The following is a 17,460-nucleotide window of genomic DNA, read 5'->3' as shown; positions in this document are numbered from 1 at the left end:
GGGACGAGTGCGCGGGGGGCCTCGCGACCCCCCGCATCCTTTGGTTATCCGCGCAGCTCGCCGCCGGTGGCCTTGACCACCGCCGCCACGATCCTGGCGCCCACCGCCTCGATCTCCTCGTCGGTGAGGGTCTTCTCGGTGGGCTGCAAGGTGACGGTGATGGCCAGCGACTTCTTGCCGGCCGCCATCTTGTCGCCCTCGTAGAGGTCGAACACCGCGACGTCGGCGACCAGCGCCTTGTCGGCGCCCTTGGCCGCCCTGACCACCGCATCGGCGGCGACGGCGCTGTCCAGGGTGAAGGCGAAGTCGCGTTCCAGCGGCTGGAAGGCCGATGCCTTCAGCAGCGGGCGGGCCTTGGTGGCCTTGGCCTTGGGTTGGGGCAGCGTCTCCAGGAACAGCTCGAAGCCCGCCACCGGCCCCTTGACGTCGAGGGTGGCAAGAATGCCTGGATGAATCTCGCCGAAACAGGCCGCCGTCTTGTTGCCCAGCTTCAGGGTGCCGGAACGGCCGGGGTGGTACCAGGAGGGCGCCTCGGCCACCACCTGAAGCGAGTCCGGATTGGCCCCGGCGGCGGCGATGGCGGCCAGGGCGTCGGCCTTGGCGTCGAAGGCGTCGACTGGGCGCGCCGGCTCGGCCCAATGGCGGCCACGGGCCTTGCCGGCGCGGATGCCGGCGGCGATCTGGCGCTGCTGGCCCGGCTCGGGACCGTCGAATTGCGGCCCGATCTCGAACAGGCCGAGGTCGCGCATGCCGCGATCGGCGTTGCGGCCGGCGGCGGTGACCAGATTGGGCAGCACCGAGGGGCGCATGACGTCCAGATCGGACGAGATCGGATTGGCTAGGTGCATCTCGGGGGCGCCGCCGCCGAACAGCCTGGCCTGGGCCTCGGGCAGGAACGACCACGTCACTGTCTCCACCAGCCCGCGCGAGGCCAGTTGGCGCCGCACCCAGCCAGCGCGGCGCTGGCCGGGGGTCAGCACCGGCTTCGGCATGGGCGAACGCGGCAGCGGCAGCGACGGAATGTTGTTGTAGCCGTTGATGCGGATGATCTCTTCCACCAGATCGTGCTCGGCGGCGATGTCGCCGCGCCAGGACGGCGGATTGACCAGCAAACCGTCCGCATGCTCGGCCACGGCGCAGCCGAGATCGTTGAGGATGGCCTCCTGGCGGGACACCTGGACCTCGACGCCGCCCAGGCCGGCGACCCGTTCGGGCCGCAGCACGATGGATTTCTGCCAGTCGGGCTCGGTGCCGGCGATGATGGCCTCCGAGGCCTCGCCGCCGCACAGATCGATGATCATGCGGGTGGCCAGTTCCATGGCCGGCACCACGAAGGCCGGATCGACGCCACGTTCGAAACGGAAGCGGGCATCGGACAGGATTTCCAGCTTGCGGCCGGTGGCGGCGGTGCGGATGGGATCGAAATAGGCGGCCTCCAGGAACACCTCGGTGGTGGATTCGGTGCAGCCGGAATGCTCGCCGCCGATGATGCCGGCCAGCGCTTCCGGCCCGGCCTCGTCGGCGATCACCGTCATGCCGGCGTCCAGGGCGTAGGTTTTGCCGTTGAGCGCCGCCAGGGTCTCGCCCGCCTTGGCCGGCCGGGCGCGGATGTCGCCCTTGACCTTGGCGGCGTCGAACACGTGCAGCGGCCGGGCGAGGTCGTAGGTGAAGAAATTGGTGATGTCCACCAGCACCGAAATGGGGCGGAGCCCGATGGCGGCAAGGCGGTCCTTCAGCCATTGCGGGCTGTCGCCATTCCTGACGCCCCGGATATGGCGGCCGGCGAACAGCGGACAGGCGCCGGCGTCCTCGGGCGCGAAGTCGAGGCGGATACCGATGGGACTCTTGAATATGCCCGGCACCGGTTCGACCTTCAGCGGCTTCAGGGTGCCGAGGCCGAAGGCGGCAAGATCGCGGGCGACGCCGCGCACACCCAGGCAATCGGCGCGGTTGGGCGTGACCGAGATCTCGATCATGGGATCGAAGCTCATGACGTCGAGCAGGCGGGCGCCCACCGCCAGTCCGACATCCAGTTCGGCGATGCCGTCGTGGTCATCGCCTAGGCTCAGCTCGCGCCACGAGCACATCATGCCCTGGCTTTCGACGCCCCGGACATTGCCCTTCTTCAGGGTTTCGCCGCTATGGGGAATATAGGTGCCGGGCTGGGCCAGGATGACCTTGAGCCCGGGCCGTGCATTGGGGGCACCGCACACCACCTGAAGAACGGCGCTGCCGGTATCGACCTTGCACAGCTTCAGCTTGTCGGCGTTGGGATGCTTGTCGGCCTCCAGCACATGGCCGACGATGAAGCCCTCCAGATGCCGGGACGGGTCTTCGACGCCCTCGACCTCCAGGCCGACGGCGGTCAGCCCGGTCTCGATCTCGGCGAGGGTGGCATCGGTCTCAAGGTGGTCCTTGAGCCAGTCGAGCGTGAATTTCATCGGGTCAGCCCTCCCGAGAGCGTGGGAACGTCCAGCGGCACGAAGCCGTAATGCTTCAGCCAGCGCAGGTCGGAATCGAAGAAGGTGCGCAGATCGGGAATGCCGTATTTCAGCATGGCGACGCGCTCGACCCCCATGCCGAAGGCGAAGCCCTGGTAGCGGTCGGGGTCGATGCCGCAATTCCTCAGCACGTTGGGATGGACCATGCCGCAGCCGAGGATTTCCAGCCAGCCGGCGCCGGGGCCGATTTTCAATTCCCCGCCTTCGCGGGAACAGCCGATGTCGACCTCGGCCGAGGGCTCGGTGAACGGGAAGAAGCTGGGGCGGAAGCGCACCGGCACGTCGTCGACCTCGAAGAAGGCGCGGACGAACTCGATCAGGCAGCCCTTGAGATGGCTCATGTTGGTGGCTTCGTCGATGACGAGCCCCTCGACCTGATGGAACATCGGGGTATGGGTCATGTCGGAATCGCAGCGATAGGTGCGGCCCGGCACCAGGACCCGGATGGGCGGCTTGTCGGACAGCATGGTCCTGATCTGCACCGGGCTGGTATGGGTGCGCAGCAGATGGCGGCCGCCTTCCACCCTTTCCCCGAAATAGAAGGTGTCGTGCATCTGCCGCGCCGGATGCTCGGGCGGAATGTTGAGCGCGGTGAAATTGTGGAAGTCGTCCTCGATGTCGGGACCTTCCGCCACGGTGAAGCCCATCTGGGCGAAGATGGCGGTGATTTCCTCGATGGTCTGGCTGATGGGGTGGATGCGGCCCAGGCTCTCGGGCCGGGCCGGCAGGGTGACGTCGATGCGCTCGCGCGACAGGCGCTGCTCCAGCGCCTTGGCGTCGAGGACGGCCTTGGCCCCGTCCAGGGCGGCGGCGACCTCGTCCCTGACCGCGTTCATGGCGGCGCCGGCGGCCTTGCGGGCCTCGGGGTCCATGGCGCCCAGATTTTTCATCAGGCCCGAGATGGTGCCCTTCTTGCCCAGCGCGGCGACGCGGGCGGCGTCCAGTTGCTCCGGCGTCGTGGCGGCGGCCACGGCGGCCAGGGCTTCGGCGCGGATTCTGTCGAGGTCCTGCATGGGTTCGTCCTATCCCCTAGAACAGGAAAAGGGGCCGCCCCGATCGGGCCGGCCCCTCTCCATCACAATGCTTCCGCGAGGGAAGTCCTACCGGAGGGCGGCCTGGGCCTTGTCCACCAGCGACTTAAACGCTTCCGGCTCGCGGATGGCGATGTCGGACAGCACCTTGCGGTCGAGCGCGATGTTGGCCTTCTTCAGGCCGTCCATGAAGCGCGAATAGGGCATGCCGTGGGCGCGGGCGCCGGCATTGATGCGCTGAATCCACAGGGCGCGGAAATTGCGCTTCTTGGCGCGGCGGTCGCGGTAGGCGTAGCGCAGGGCCTTTTCCACCTTCTGGATGGCGATCCGGAAGCAGGTGGAGGAACGGCCGCGGTAACCCTTGGCGAGCTTGAGAATCTTCTTGTGACGGGCGTGGGTGGTCACGCCCCGCTTGACGCGAGCCATGGATCAGCCTCCGTTCGGCAGGTAGAACTTCTTGACGTTGTCGCTGTCGGTCTTGAACAGCATGAAGGTGCCGCGCGCCTGGCGCTTCATCTTCGACGTCTTGGCGGTCAGGCAGTGGCGCTTGAAGGCGACATTGCCCTTCACCTTGCCGGTGCCGGTGAGCTTGAACCGCTTCTTGGCGGAGCTCTTGGTCTTCATCTTGGGCATTTTCGCTTGTCCTTACGGTCTGGGTGGTTCAGCGAGAACGAACGGCAAGGCAGCCCTGACAGCCCTGTCCGCTCGGGAAGGGCACGCTTATAGCTCGCGGGGTCGGGGAATGCAAGGGGCAGGCGAACGCTTGTCCTCCATCGTTCTCCGGCGTGATGACAGCGACGAGGACGCGAGATAGAGTGCGGACAGCGCGAGAGCGGAGAGTCGTCGTGATTGAATATCTTGATCTGTTGCGGCGCATCCGCCGCGAAGGCGCGGTCAAGGCCGACCGGACCGGCACCGGCACCACCAGCGTGTTCGGCCACCAGATGCGGTTCGACCTGTCCTCGGGCTTTCCCCTGGTGACCACCAAGAAGCTGCACACCCGCTCGATCTTCGTCGAGCTGCTGTGGTTCCTGCGCGGCGACACCAACATCGCCTGGCTCAATGACAACAAGGTCTCCATCTGGGACGAATGGGCCGACCGGGCCGGCGAACTGGGGCCGGTCTACGGCAAGCAATGGCGGTCGTGGGCCTGTCCCGACGGCCGGACCGTCGACCAGATATCCCAGGTGGTGGAGATGATCCGGACCAATCCGGATTCGCGCCGCCTGATCGTCTCGGCCTGGAACCCGGCCGACGTGGATCGCATGGCGCTGCCGCCCTGCCACTGCCTGTTCCAGTTCTACGTCGCCGAGGGGCGGCTGTCGTGCCAGCTTTACCAGCGCTCGGCCGACGCGTTCCTGGGGGTGCCGTTCAACATCGCCTCCTACGCCCTGCTGACCCACATGATCGCCCAGGTGACCGGGTTGCTGCCCGGCGAGTTCATCCATACCCTTGGCGACGCCCATCTTTATTCCAACCACATGGAGCAGGCGGAACTGCAACTGTCGCGCCAGCCCCTGCCGCTGCCGGTTCTCCGCCTCAATCCCGGAATCACCGATCTGTTTGCCTTCACCCTGGACGACATCGTGGTGGAGAACTATCAGTCCCATCCCCATATCGCCGCCCCGGTGGCGGTATGACCCCTCCGCTGGCGATCATCGCCGCCGTCGCCGCCAACGGCGTGATCGGCCGGGACAACGCGCTGCCCTGGCGCATTCCCGAAGACCTGAAATGGTTCAAGCGCCACACCCTGGGCAAGCCGGTGATCATGGGACGCAAGACCTGGGACTCCATCGGCCGGCCGCTGCCGGGGCGTCCGAACATCGTGGTGACGCGGCAGGCGGACTGGCGGGCCGGCGGCGCCCATGCCGCCCACTCCCTGGACGGGGCGCTGGCCCTGGCGGCGCGGCTGGCGCCCGAGGCGGCCGAGGCGATGGTGATCGGCGGTTCGATCCTGTATGCCGAGGCCCTGGCGCGGGCGTCCCGCTTCTATCTGACCGAGATCGGCCGCGCCTATGACGGCGATGCCCGTTTTCCCGATTTCGACCGCGCCGCGTGGCGGGAATCCGTCCGCGAGCATCACGCCGGCGATCCCGCCTTCGATTTCGTGGTCCTGGAACGGGTGTAACCATACCGTCACCTTTCCCGGCTCGACAGCCCGGGACGGCGAGAGTATGACAGCCGCACCGACGGTATCCTCAGTCAAGGTGACGGCATGCGGTGGAGCCTGCCCACGGTCGCGGTGTCGCCCGATCTCAAGCCCAATGTTTGGGATCTGGCGCTGATTCCGGTGATCTTTGCCTTCCTGGCGCTGCTGGCCTATGGCGGGGCGCAAATGACCACGCCCTATGACGTGGGCGAGCCGCTGCCCCTGACCCTGGACCCCACCCACCTGCCCTACTACCTGATGCGCAGCGCGCTCAGGATGGCGGCGGCGCTGGCGGCCTCGCTGGCGTTCACCCTGGTCTTCGCGGTGCTGGCCGCCAAGGTGCCGGCGCTGGAAAAGGTGCTGATTCCCATCCTCGACATTCTCCAGTCCATTCCGATCCTGGGTTTTCTGTCGATCACGGTCGCCGGCTTCATCTCGCTGTTTCCCGGCAACCTGCTGGGGGTGGAATGCGCCGCCATCTTCGCCATCTTCACCTCGCAGGCCTGGAACATGGCGTTCAGCCTGTATTCTTCGCTGAAGACGGTGCCCAACGACCTGATCGAGGCGTCCAACGTCTTCCACCTGTCGGCATGGCAGCGGTTCTGGCGGCTGGAACTGCCCTGGGGCGTGCCCGGACTGGTGTGGAACATGATGATCTCGGTCTCCGGCGGCTGGTTCTTCGTGGTGGCGTCCGAGGCCATCTCGGTGGCCGGCCAGACCATCATGCTGCCCGGCGTCGGCTCCTACATCGCCCTGGCCATCGCCGCCGAGGACCTGACCGCCATCGGCTGGGCCATCCTGGCTGTGCTGGGCGGCATCGTCCTTTACGACCAGTTGTTCTTCCGGCCGCTGGTGGCGTGGACCGCCAAGTTCAAGGCGGATTCCATGCAAGGCGAGCAGCAGCCGGAATCGTGGCTGCTGACCATGCTGCAACGCGGCCGGCTGTTTCGCGCCCTGGCCAAGCTGCCGGCGGCGCTGTGGGGCGCGTTCACCATCATGCTGCGGCGGCGCGAGGCTTCCGGCGATTCCCACCGCGCCGGCGGGGCGCGCCTTGCCTTGCCGTCCTGGGCCGGGCGGGTCTGGGACGCGGTCCTGATCGCCGGGGCGATGCTGGGGGTGGTCCAGGTGGCGCTGTTCGTCCATTCCGCCGTCGGCCTGCCCGAGGTCGGCCAGGTGCTGCTGTACGGACTGGCCACCAGCACCCGGGTGGTGGTGCTGATCGCGCTGGCCTCGCTGGTCTGGGTGCCGATCGGGGTGTGGATCGGCCAGCGGCCGGTGGTGGCGCAGAACGTCCAGTGGATCGCCCAGTTCCTGGCGGCGTTTCCCGCCAACCTGATGTTTCCGGTGGCGGTGGTTCTGATCGTGCGGTTCGACCTGAACGTCAACGTCTGGACCAGTCCGCTGATGATTCTGGGCACCCAGTGGTACATCTTGTTCAACGTCATCGGCGGCGCCTCGGCCATTCCGCAGGACATGAAGGACGCCGCCGGGAATCTGGGCCTGACCGGGTGGATGAAATGGCGGCGCTTCATCCTGCCCGCCATCTTCCCGTCCTATGTGACGGGGGCGTTCAACGCGGCGGGCGGATCGTGGAACGCCGCCATCGTCGCCGAACTGGTGAGCTGGGGCGACACCAAGCTGGAAGCGACCGGCCTGGGGGCCTATATCGCCAAGGCGACCATCGACGGCGATTTCCCGCGCATCGCGCTCGGCATCGCGGTGATGTGCCTGTTCGTGATGGCGTTCAACCGCTTTCTGTGGCGGCCGCTCTACATGCTGGCGGCCGAGCGTCTGCGGCTGGATTGAGGAGGAGATCAGCATGTCCGATCCCGTTTCCGTGGCCCTGCTCGACCTCAGAGGCGTGCGCAAGACCTTCCGCACCCCCGAACGCCAGGAACGCACCGTCCTCGAAGGCGTCGATTTCCGCCTGGAGGAAGGCGAGATCGTCGCCCTGCTGGGCAAGTCTGGGTCGGGCAAGTCGACCTTGCTGCGCATCATGGCCGGTCTGATTTCCGCCAATGGCGGCGATGTGCTGTATCGCGGCCGCAAGGTCGGCGGCCCGGCCAAGGGCATCGCCATGGTGTTCCAGTCCTTCGCCCTGTTTCCCTGGCTGACGGTGCAGGAGAACGTCGAGCTGGGCCTGGAGGCCGCCGGCGTGGCCAGGGCCGAGCGGGAACAGCGGGCCGGCGACGTCATCGACCTGATCGGCCTGGGCGGCTACGAAGGCGCCTATCCGAAGGAATTGTCGGGCGGCATGCGCCAGCGCGTCGGCTTCGCCCGCGCCCTGGTGATGCGTCCCGACGTCCTGCTGCTGGACGAGCCGTTCTCGGCGCTGGACGTGCTGACATCCGAGACCCTGCGCGAGGACCTGATCGACCTGTGGGAAGAACGCAAGATTCCCACCAAGGGCATCTTGCTGGTGTCCCACAATATCGAGGAGGCGGTGTCCATCGCCGACCGGGTTCTGGTGTTCTCCAGCGATCCCGGCCGGGTGCGGGCCGAGATCAGGGTCGGCCTGCCGCGGCCGCGCGATCCGGAATCGCCGGCCTTCCGCCAGATCGTCGACGAGGTCTATACCCTGATGACCGCCAATGTCAGGGGCGGCGTCGGCGGCGCCCAGGACCAGCTGACGCTCGGCTATCGCCTGCCCGACACCACGCCGGGAAAGCTGGAGGGATTGCTGGAGACCCTGGCCGAGCCGCCGTTCAACGGCCGCGCCGACCTGCCGCAACTGGCCGAGGAAACCGAGCTGGAGGACGACATCCTGTTCCACCTGTTCGAGGGATTGCGGGTGCTGGGGCTGGCCCGCATCGCCGCCGGCGATATCTTCATCACCGCCGCCGGCCGCGCCTTCATCGATGCCGACGATTCCACCCGCAAGGAACTGTTCGCCGAGACCTTGCTACGCAACATTCCGCTGGCCGCCCATATCCGCCGGGTGCTGGACGAACGCCGGGATCACCGCGCCCCGGAAGACCGCTTTCTCCAGGAATTGCAGGACTACCTCACTGATGGCGAGGCCGAGCGCGTGCTGGAAACCGCCATCACCTGGGGCCGTTATGCCGAAATCTTCGATTACGACTACAATTCCGGCGTCCTGATGCTGCCCGAGGACGTGGTGGAGGAGATGGAGGCCGAGGACGGCCGGGCCGAGGATTAGAGTATCGGCGAGTCCCCGACGGCGAAGCGGGCGATGGCGGCGCGTTCGATGGCGGCGGCCACTAGACGGTCGATGTCGAGGCGGTGGCGGAACAGTTCCAGCAATCGCCGGACCTCCGGGTGCGGCTCGCCATCGGCGGCGGCGACGTCGCAGGCCAGGGCATAGGCGGTTTCGCGCAGCCGGGGCGGCAGCGAACGGCGGACCACGTCCAGCATGGTGTCCAGCCCGTTGTCGGAATCCAGCATCTCGGCGCAGGCGGCGGCGGAGGAGGTCAGCAGGGCGGGGTCGTAGTCGCGGAAGATGGGCAGGAAATTGACGATTTCGCCAATCATCCGCAGTTCCGCGTCGGTCATGTCGCCATCGGCGGCGGAGGTCATGACCATGACGTTGATAAGGGCCGCGTGGTGGCTGATCATTCTTGTACTCTCCCGACGGGCTGGCCTGGACTTTACCCTTGCGATGCGGCGATGCGTCAAGCATAGATTTTATCAGCCGGACCGGTGGATTCGAGCGGATCGACCCGAACACCCCTCCCCGGACGCGGCCTGGAGCGTGGTCATGACCAACACGATCATAATGCTGGTGGACGACAGCCGCGTGGCGCGAATGATGACCCGCGCCGCCATCGAGCGCCTGCGTCCCGGCTGGGACATCATCGAGGCCGCCAGCGGCGAGGAGGCGCTGACCGCCATCGCCCTCGACCGTCCCGATTTCGTGCTGATGGATGTCAACATGCCGGGCATCGACGGACTGGAGGCGGCGCGGCGCCTGCGCGAGCGCTGCCCCAGGGCGATCGTCAGTCTGCTGACCGCCAATATCCAGGACCCCATCCGCCACAAGGCGGCGGAGCTGGGGATCGGCTTCATGTCCAAGCCCCTCAAGGACGAGGCGCTGTTGGACTTTCTCGACGGTGGACACGCGACGTCATGACGGAAGCCATCGGCGACATCGAACGCGACGCCATCACCGAAATCCTCAACGTCGCCATCGGCCAGGCCGCGGCCTCGCTGTCGCAGCTGATCGAAGACGAGGTCACCCTGTCGGTTCCCTTCGTCGAATTCCTCAATCCCGCCCTGGCCGCGCTTCGCATCGACCAGGCCACCGGCCGCACGGATTCCGTGGCGGTGCGCCAGCGCTTCACCAGCGCCTTTTCCGGCGACATCCTGCTGATCTTCCCCGAAAGCAAGAGCCTGGATCTGGTCCGTTCCATGATGGGCGATTCGGTGCCGCTGGACTCGCTGACCGAGCTTGAACAGGAAGCCCTGCTCGAAGTCGGCAACATCATCCTCAATGCCTGCCTGGGCAGCCTCGCCAACCAATTGGGCATTTCCATCGAAAGCTCCCTGCCGTCCTATGTGCGCGGTCGCGGCACCCGCATTCTGGACGCCAAGCACCCCGACACCGAACTGGTGATGTTCCTCCAGGTCGATTTCAGCCTTGCCGCCAAGGGGGTGCAGGGCTACCTCGCCTTCGTGATGGACATCGATTCGGCCCGGGGATTCTCGGGGGCCGTTGCCGCCTATGTCGCCCGCAGCATGGCGGGTGAGTGACCGATTCATGCCGCTTTCCCCGCTTCTCCAGACCCTGACCGACGCCGGCGAGATCGGCCTGATCCTGGTGGACCGCGACGGCCGCGTCAGCCTGTGGAACGCCTGGATGGGGACGGCGTCGGGCATCGGCGCCGGCCGGGCGCTGGGACGGACGCTGGCCGACATTTTCCCCGGCCTGGCCGGTTCGCGCATTCTCCAGGTGGTGGATCAGGCCTTGAACCGAGGGCTGTCGGCCATGCTGTCGTCGTCGCTCAACAAGGCGCTGTTTCCCCTGACCCGCGAGGGCCGCAGCGCCGACCGGCGCGATCCCATGCATCAGATCGTGGTGGCCAAGCCCCTGGAGATGGACGGCGACCGCTGCTGCCTGATCCAGGTGTTCGACGTCACCGCCATGGCGTCGCGCGAGGCGACGCTGCGCCAGCAGGCCCGGACCATGGAGGCGCTGGCCGAGAATTACCGGCTGTCGGAACTGCATAACCGCGCCATCGTCGACAACACCGCCGACGCCATCATCACCTTCGGCGAGGACGGGGCCATCGGCACCTACAATCCGGCGGCCGAGCGCATTTTCGGCTACGCCCCGTTCGAGATCGTCGGCAAGAACATCGCCACCCTGATTCCGCAACTGGCCGATTCCAGCCGGGTTCTGGTCCTGGACGACTATCTGGAGCGCCGGACGGAGGTCACCGGACTGCGTAAGATCCGCGCCCGCTTTCCGCTGGAACTGTCGCTGTCGGCCATGGAACTGGGGGGGCAGCGCCTGTTCGTCGCCATCGGCCATGACATCACGGCGCGCAAGGCCAACGAGGAGGAACTGCGCAGCCAGAAGGAATGGCTGTCCACCCTGATCAACGCCCTGCCGGATCTGATCTGCTTCAAGGACGGCAAGGGCCGCTGGCTGGTGGCCAACCAGTTCTATCTCGATCTGGTGGGGCTGCACGATGTGGATTACGTCGGCCGCACCGCCCAGGATCTGGCGCGGTTGTCGCGCGGCCAGCAGGATTTCCTGCTGTCCACCCGCGACACCGACGAGCGGGCGTGGCGCGACGGCAAGTCGCTTTCCTACGAGAAGACCCTGACCCCGCCCGACGGCGGCGCCAAGGTCTTCGACATGATGAAGATCCCGCTGTTCAATCCGGACGGCAGCCGGCGCGGCCTGGTGCTGGTGGGGCGCGACATCACCGAGCGCAAGCTGGCCGCCGCCCGCATCCAGCATCTCGCCCACCACGATTCGCTCACCGACCTGCCCAACCGGGTCCTGTTCCAGGAGCGCCTGCGCCAGGCGCTGGCCCAGGCCAAGCGTTCGGGCTGGCGGCTGGGGCTGCTGTTCCTCGACCTGGACAAGTTCAAGGACATCAACGACACCCTGGGCCATCATGTCGGCGACATGCTGCTGAAGGCGGTGGCGCGGCGTCTGAAGCGCTGCGTGCGTGAGACCGACACCGTCGCCCGGCTGGGCGGCGACGAATTCGCCGTCATCCTGACCAACCTGGAGGACGCCGAGGGCGCCAGCCGGGTGGCGGAGAGCATCATCGCCAGCATCAACGATCCGTTCGGGCTGGAGGATCACGAGGTGCTGACCAGCACCTCCATCGGCATCACGCTCTATCCCGACGATTCCTCCGAGGCCGACCAGCTGCTGAAGAACGCCGACCTCGCCATGTTCCGCTCCAAGGCCGAGGGACGGAACAACTATCACTTCTACGTCTCGGAGATGGACGCCGAGGTCCAGGCCCGCAAGGTGGTGGAGCGCGACATGCGCCTGGCGCTTGGCACCGACCAGTTGGAACTGCATTACCAGCCGCTGGTGGAACTGTCGACCGGGCGCATCGTCGGCTGCGAGGCGCTGCTGCGCTGGCGCCATCCGACCCGGGGCTGGGTGCCGCCGGCCGAGTTCATCCCCATTGTCGAGCGCACCGACCTGATCGCGCCGCTGGGGCGCTGGATCTTGCACCGCGCCTGCCTTCAGGGCCGCGCCTGGCTGCGGGACGGGCTGGAGCCGATGAAGATCGCCGTCAACCTGTCGCCGGCCCAGTTCAAGCAGACCCAAAGCCTGATCTCCATGGTCGGCGACATCCTGGACCAGACCGGCCTGGCCCCCGACATGCTGCAACTGGAGATCACCGAGGGCATCGCCATGCAGAACGTCGAGGCCACCATCGAGGTGCTGCAAGGGCTGCGCGCCATGGGCGTGGTGATCTCGGTCGACGATTTCGGCACCGGCTATTCGTCGCTGAACTATCTGAAGCGCTTTCCGGTGGACAAGCTGAAGATCGACCGCTCGTTCGTGGTCGATATCGGCCTGCATCCCGACAACGCCGCCGTGGTCGAGGCCATCGTCAACCTGGGCCATTCGCTGGGCACCCGCGTCAACGTCGAGGGCGTCGAGACCGTCGATCAGCTCAACTTCCTGCTGGCGCACAAGGTGGACGAGGCCCAGGGCTATTATTTCAGCAAGGCCCTGCCCGCCGACGAGTTCGCAACCCTGGTCCGTGAGAAAAGCCCATGGCCGCTGTGAGAATCTGCCTGCTCGCCCTCATCCTTGCCGTCGCCGGCTTCGCCGCCCAGGCGAAGGATTCGCTGAGGCATGTCGACAATGCCGCCCTGGCCGAATTGATCGGCCGCGGCGTGCCGGTGGTGGATATCCGCACGCCGCCGGAATGGGGGCAGACCGGCATCGTCAAGGGCGCGCACCGCATCATGGCCTTCGACGAGAGGGGCAAGCTGGCGCCCGATTTCATCGAGCGGCTGGCCAAGGTGGCGGGACCGGACGATGAGGTCGTCCTGATCTGCCGCACCGGCAACCGCACCCGCCTGCTGGGCACGGCCCTGTCCGAGCAGTTGGGATATTCCAAGGTCTACAATGTCGAGAAGGGCATCGTCCGCTGGATCGGCGAGGGCCGGCCGGTGGAGAAGTAGGGGGCGGCGGCGCGCCCCCTTTCCCTACAGGATGAATTTGGCGAGATCGGCTTTCCTGGCCAGCTCGCCGACCCGTTCGCGCACCATGTCGGCGGTGATGACGATGGCGGTGCCCGGCGGCTGGTCGGGGGCGGTGAAGCTGATATCCTCCAGCAGGCGTTCCATCACCGTCTGAAGCCGGCGCGCCCCGATGTTCTCGACGCTGGAATTGATCTCGGCGGCCAGATCGGCGATGGCGTCGACGGCGCCGTCCTCGAATGACAGGGCGATTTCCTCGGTGGCGAGCAGGGCCTCGTACTGCTTGATCAGGCTGGCCTCGGGCTCGGTCAGGATGCGCACCAGATCGTCGCGGCTCAGCGCCTTCAGCTCGACCCGGATCGGCAGGCGGCCCTGGAGCTCGGGCAGCAGGTCCGACGGCTTGGCGAGGTGGAAGGCGCCCGACGCGATGAACAGCACATGGTCGGTCTTGACCGGGCCGTGCTTGGTGGCCACGGTGGTGCCCTCGATCAGCGGCAGCAGGTCGCGCTGCACGCCTTCGCGCGACACGTCGCCGCCGACGTGATGCTCGCTCGACCGGGCGCAGATCTTGTCGATCTCGTCGATGAAGACGATGCCGTTGTTCTCCACGGTCCAGATGGCGTCCTTCACCACCTTGTCCTGGTCCAGCAGCTTGTCGGATTCCTCGGCGGTGAGCAGGCTCAGCGCCTCGCCGACCGGCAGCTTGCGCGGCTTGGTGCGGCCGCCGCCCAGCGCCTTGCCCAGGATGTCGTTGAGGTTGATCATCCCCATCTGCGAGCCGGGCATGCCGGGAATGTCGAAGGTGGGCAGGGTGGCTCCGCCGGCATCGTTCAGCTGAAGCTCGACCTCCTTGCCGTCCAGGGTGCCTTCCCGCAGCATCTTGCGGAACTTCTGGCGGGTGTCGGCGCTGGCGGTCTCGCCCACCAGGGCGTCGAGCAGGCGTTCCTCGGCGGCGATCTCGGCCTTGGCCGCCACCTGCTTGCGCAAGCGCTCGCGGGTCATGGTGATGGCGATCTCGACGATGTCGCGCACGATCTGCTCGACGTCGCGGCCGACATAGCCGACCTCGGTGAACTTGGTGGCCTCGACCTTGAGGAACGGCGCCTGGGCGAGGCGGGCGAGCCGCCGGGCGATCTCGGTCTTGCCGACGCCGGTCGGGCCGATCATCAGGATGTTCTTGGGCAGCACCTCCTCGCGCAGCGCGTCCGGCAATTGCTGGCGGCGCCAGCGGTTCCGAAGCGCGATGGCGACGGCGCGCTTGGCGTCGTTCTGGCCGACGATGTAGCGGTCAAGCTCGGAGACGATCTCGCGCGGGCTGAAGGCGGGGGTCATAGGCTTTCCACGATGAAGTTGCCGTTGGTGTAGACGCAGATGCCGGCGGCGACGCGCATGGCCTTGCGGGCGATGGTCTCGGCGTCGAGGTCGTCGATGTCGATCAGGGCGCGGGCGGCGGCCAGGGCGTAATTGCCGCCCGAGCCGATGCCGATCAGGCCGTCCTCGGGCTCCAGCACGTCGCCCTGGCCGGTCAGCACCAGCGAGGCATCCTTGTCGGCCACCGCCATCATGGCCTCCAGCCGCCGCAGATAGCGGTCGGTGCGCCAGTCCTTCGCCAGCTCGACGCAGGCCCGGGTCAACTGGCCGGGATGCTTTTCCAGCTTGGCCTCCAGCCGTTCCAGCAAGGTGAAGGCGTCGGCGGTGGCGCCGGCGAAGCCCACCAGGATGGACTCGCCGCCTACCTTGCGCACCTTGCGGGCGTTGGCCTTGATCACGGTGGCACCCAGGCTGACCTGGCCGTCGCCGGCGATGACGACGCGGCCGTTCTTGCGCACCGACAAGATGGTGGTGCCGTGCCACGAGGGAAGGCGTTCGCTGTTGTGAGACATGGATGACGGACCCGACCGCGGTGAGGGGTCGGCATCATAGAGCAATTTCCATCCGGCGGTACACCTTCCGGAACCGGCTGCCGCACTTCCCTCTTTCGGCGGCGGCTCCGACAGGGTAGGAAGGCCCCTGCCGGTTCAGATTGATCAGAGGTCGCCATGAAGTCGCTGTGGTCCGATGCGGATGCGGAATCCTTCGTCGCCAGATATGCCCCCGCCGGGGTCAATCGCGATCTGGCCCAGAGGGTCTACACCACCCGGCTGCTGGGCGGCGACCCGCGTCTGGTGCTGCACGGCGGCGGCAACACGTCGTGCAAGACCACGGTGACCGACCTGCTGGGCGAATCGGTCGAGGTGCTGTGCGTCAAGGGTTCGGGCTGGGACATGGGCGACATCGAGCCGGCCGGCCTGCCCGCCGTGCGGCTGGCGCCGCTGCTGAAGCTGCGGCGACTGGAAACGCTGTCCGACGAGGACATGGTGGATTTCCAGCGCGGCAACCTGCTGGCCTCCAGTTCTCCCAATCCGTCGGTGGAAACGCTGCTGCACGCCTTCCTGCCGCACAAATTCATCGACCACACCCATTCCACCGCCGTGCTGTCGCTGACCGACCAGCCCGACGGCGATGCCATCTGCCGCGAGGTGTTCGGGGCCAAGATGGGCTATGTCCCCTACATCATGCCGGGCTTCGCCCTGGCCAAGGCGGCGGCCGAGGTCTACGAGCAGGACCCGACCGTGGACGGCCTGATCTTGTTCAAGCACGGCATCTTCACCTTCGCCGACACGGCGCGTGACGCCTATGAACTGATGATCGGCAAGGTCACCCTGGCCGAGCAGCGGCTGGAGAAGGGCCGCAAGACCCTGGTCGCCGCCGCCGGCCTGCCCAAGGCCCCCGCCGCCCTGGCCGAGGTGGCGCCCCGCCTGCGCGGCATGCTGGCGCTGGACCAGGGCGATGGGGCGTTCAAGCGCTGGGTGATGGATTTCCGCACCTCGGACGCCATCCTGGCCTATGTCAACGGGGCCGAGGTGGCGCGCTATTCCCAGCAGGGCGTCGTCACCCCCGACCACACCATCCGCACCAAGAACTGGCCGGTAGTGCTGCCGGCGCCCGAGGCCGGCCAACTGGACGAATGGACCGCCGCCGCCCAGGCCGCCATCGACTCCTTCGTCGCCCGCTATCACGCCTATTTCGCCCGCAACAACCAGCGTTCGGCGATCAGGAAGACCGAACTGGACCCCATGCCCCGCGTCGCCCTGGTGCCCGGCCTTGGCCTGTTCGGCATCGGCGCCTCGGCTTCGGCCGCCGCCATCGCCGCCGACATCGCCGTCAACACGGTGGAAAGCGTCACCGACGCCGAGGCCATCGGCAGTTTCCAGCCGGTGGCCGAGGATCATCTGTTCGACCTGGAATACTGGTCGCTGGAACAGGCCAAGCTGGGCAAGGGTGGCGAGAAGCCGCTGGCCCGCCAGATCGTGGTGGTGACCGGCGGCGGGTCCGGCATCGGCGCCGCCACCGCCCGGGCCTTCGCCCGCGAGGGCGCCGAGGTCGCGGTGCTCGACCTGGACCCCGAAGCCGCCAGGGCCGTCGCCAGGGCCTGCGGCGGCAAGGCCATCGGCCTGGGATGCGACGTCACCGACGCCGCCTCGGTACGGGCCGCCTTCGACGCCGTCGCCGAGCGCTTCGGCGGCGTCGACGTGGTGGTCAGCAATGCCGGCGCCGCCTGGCAGGGCGCGGTCGGCACGGTCGGGGACGAGGTGCTGCGCCGCTCGTTCGAGCTGAATTTCTTCGCCCATCAGAGCGTCGCCCAGAACGCCGTCCGCGTCATGACCGCCCAGGGCACCGGCGGGGCGCTGCTGTTCAACGCCTCGAAGCAGGCGGTCAATCCCGGCCGGAATTTCGGCCCCTACGGCCTGCCCAAGGCCGCCACCCTGTTCCTGATGAAGCAATACGCCCTGGACCACGGCAAGGACGGCATCCGCTCCAACGCCGTCAACGCCGACCGCATCCGCTCGGGCCTGCTGACCGGCGAGATGATCGCCAGCCGCTCCAAGGCCCGTGGCCTGACCGAGAAGGATTACATGGCCGGCAATCTGCTGGGGCGCGAGGTCGGCGCCGACGACGTCGCCGACGCCTTCGTCTGGCTGGCCAGGGCGTCCAAGGTCAGCGCCTGCACCGTCACGGTCGACGGCGGCAATATCGAGGCGTCGCTGCGCTGAACTTTAAGTAACGGCCGCCACTTTTTTATTGCTGCGAT

The 17,460-nt window shown here is 67.2% G+C and carries 16 protein-coding genes; 9 read left to right on the top strand and 7 right to left on the bottom strand.

Annotated elements, in window-relative coordinates; all coding sequences use genetic code 11:
- Nucleotides 1-44 precede the first annotated feature (44 nt).
- From pheT to rpmI, 4 genes are all read right to left on the bottom strand, one after another.
- Nucleotides 45-2,441, bottom strand: coding sequence for a phenylalanine--tRNA ligase subunit beta (gene pheT / locus MTBSS4_RS13400; protein WP_173983903.1), 2,397 nt, complete (start codon nucleotides 2,439-2,441; stop codon nucleotides 45-47).
- Nucleotides 2,438-3,514, bottom strand: coding sequence for a phenylalanine--tRNA ligase subunit alpha (pheS, locus tag MTBSS4_RS13395; RefSeq protein ID WP_173983902.1), 1,077 nt, complete (start codon nucleotides 3,512-3,514; stop codon nucleotides 2,438-2,440). Before pheS ends, pheT begins: the two co-directional genes overlap by 4 nt.
- An 87-nt stretch (nucleotides 3,515-3,601) precedes the next feature.
- Nucleotides 3,602-3,958: a 50S ribosomal protein L20 gene (gene rplT / locus MTBSS4_RS13390; protein WP_173983901.1), complete on the bottom strand. Its 357-nt coding sequence runs from the start codon at nucleotides 3,956-3,958 to the stop codon at nucleotides 3,602-3,604.
- Between the two features lie 3 nt (nucleotides 3,959-3,961).
- Nucleotides 3,962-4,165, bottom strand: coding sequence for a 50S ribosomal protein L35 (rpmI, locus tag MTBSS4_RS13385; protein ID WP_173983900.1), 204 nt, complete (start codon nucleotides 4,163-4,165; stop codon nucleotides 3,962-3,964).
- Nucleotides 4,166-4,377: 212 nt separating this feature from the next.
- Here rpmI and MTBSS4_RS13380 point away from each other — a divergent pair, with 212 nt between their 5' ends.
- The 4 genes from MTBSS4_RS13380 (at nucleotide 4,378) to MTBSS4_RS13365 (ending at nucleotide 8,841) form a co-directional block, all read left to right on the top strand.
- Complete coding sequence (locus tag MTBSS4_RS13380; RefSeq protein WP_254432537.1) at nucleotides 4,378-5,172, top strand: thymidylate synthase; 795 nt, start codon at nucleotides 4,378-4,380, stop codon at nucleotides 5,170-5,172.
- Entirely contained in the window at nucleotides 5,169-5,660 is a 492-nt protein-coding gene (locus MTBSS4_RS13375) for a dihydrofolate reductase (protein WP_173983899.1), read from the top strand. The genes MTBSS4_RS13380 and MTBSS4_RS13375 overlap by 4 nt, the downstream gene beginning before the upstream one ends.
- A gap of 87 nt (nucleotides 5,661-5,747) precedes the next feature.
- Complete coding sequence (locus MTBSS4_RS13370; protein ID WP_173983898.1) at nucleotides 5,748-7,487, top strand: ABC transporter permease subunit; 1,740 nt, start codon at nucleotides 5,748-5,750, stop codon at nucleotides 7,485-7,487.
- A 13-nt stretch (nucleotides 7,488-7,500) separates the two neighbouring features.
- Nucleotides 7,501-8,841, top strand: coding sequence for an AAA-associated domain-containing protein (locus tag MTBSS4_RS13365; RefSeq protein WP_173983897.1), 1,341 nt, complete (start codon nucleotides 7,501-7,503; stop codon nucleotides 8,839-8,841).
- Here MTBSS4_RS13365 and MTBSS4_RS13360 read toward each other — a convergent pair.
- A complete protein-coding gene (locus MTBSS4_RS13360; protein ID WP_173983896.1) occupies nucleotides 8,838-9,257 on the bottom strand; it encodes a tellurite resistance TerB family protein in 420 nt (139 codons plus the stop codon). The genes MTBSS4_RS13365 and MTBSS4_RS13360 overlap by 4 nt on opposite strands.
- Nucleotides 9,258-9,399: 142 nt before the next feature.
- Between MTBSS4_RS13360 and MTBSS4_RS13355 the strand changes: the two genes are divergently transcribed.
- Genes MTBSS4_RS13355 through MTBSS4_RS13340 form a run of 4 tightly spaced genes read left to right on the top strand, consistent with a single transcriptional unit; the run spans nucleotide 9,400 to nucleotide 13,310 of the window.
- Nucleotides 9,400-9,771 carry a response regulator gene (locus MTBSS4_RS13355; RefSeq protein WP_173983895.1) on the top strand — a complete coding sequence of 124 codons (372 nt, stop codon included), beginning with the start codon at nucleotides 9,400-9,402 and terminating at the stop codon, nucleotides 9,769-9,771.
- Complete coding sequence (locus tag MTBSS4_RS13350) at nucleotides 9,768-10,391, top strand: chemotaxis protein CheX (protein WP_173983894.1); 624 nt, start codon at nucleotides 9,768-9,770, stop codon at nucleotides 10,389-10,391. Before MTBSS4_RS13355 ends, MTBSS4_RS13350 begins: the two co-directional genes overlap by 4 nt.
- A gap of 7 nt (nucleotides 10,392-10,398) precedes the next feature.
- Nucleotides 10,399-12,909 (top strand): EAL domain-containing protein, encoded by a 2,511-nt coding sequence (locus MTBSS4_RS13345; RefSeq protein WP_173983893.1) that lies wholly within the window; start codon nucleotides 10,399-10,401, stop codon nucleotides 12,907-12,909.
- Nucleotides 12,897-13,310 (top strand): rhodanese-like domain-containing protein, encoded by a 414-nt coding sequence (locus tag MTBSS4_RS13340; RefSeq protein WP_173983892.1) that lies wholly within the window; start codon nucleotides 12,897-12,899, stop codon nucleotides 13,308-13,310. The genes MTBSS4_RS13345 and MTBSS4_RS13340 overlap by 13 nt, the downstream gene beginning before the upstream one ends.
- A 24-nt stretch (nucleotides 13,311-13,334) precedes the next feature.
- Here the strand turns inward: MTBSS4_RS13340 and hslU are convergent, their stop codons facing one another.
- Both hslU and hslV read right to left on the bottom strand, forming a co-directional pair.
- Nucleotides 13,335-14,660 (bottom strand): ATP-dependent protease ATPase subunit HslU, encoded by a 1,326-nt coding sequence (gene hslU, locus MTBSS4_RS13335; protein ID WP_173983891.1) that lies wholly within the window; start codon nucleotides 14,658-14,660, stop codon nucleotides 13,335-13,337.
- A complete protein-coding gene (hslV, locus tag MTBSS4_RS13330) occupies nucleotides 14,657-15,211 on the bottom strand; it encodes an ATP-dependent protease subunit HslV (RefSeq protein ID WP_173983890.1) in 555 nt (184 codons plus the stop codon). Before hslV ends, hslU begins: the two co-directional genes overlap by 4 nt.
- Nucleotides 15,212-15,367: 156 nt before the next feature.
- On the opposite strand from hslV, the gene MTBSS4_RS13325 reads away from it, so the two are divergent.
- On the top strand, nucleotides 15,368-17,422 hold the full coding sequence (locus MTBSS4_RS13325) for a bifunctional aldolase/short-chain dehydrogenase (protein ID WP_173983889.1): 2,055 nt from the start codon (nucleotides 15,368-15,370) through the stop codon (nucleotides 17,420-17,422).
- Nucleotides 17,423-17,460: the final 38 nt, after the last annotated feature.

The sequence above is a fragment of the Magnetospirillum sp. SS-4 genome, from assembly GCF_902729425.1.
Taxonomy (GTDB): domain Bacteria; phylum Pseudomonadota; class Alphaproteobacteria; order Rhodospirillales; family Magnetospirillaceae; genus Phaeospirillum.
This window is presented reverse-complemented; position numbering and strand designations above follow the sequence as displayed.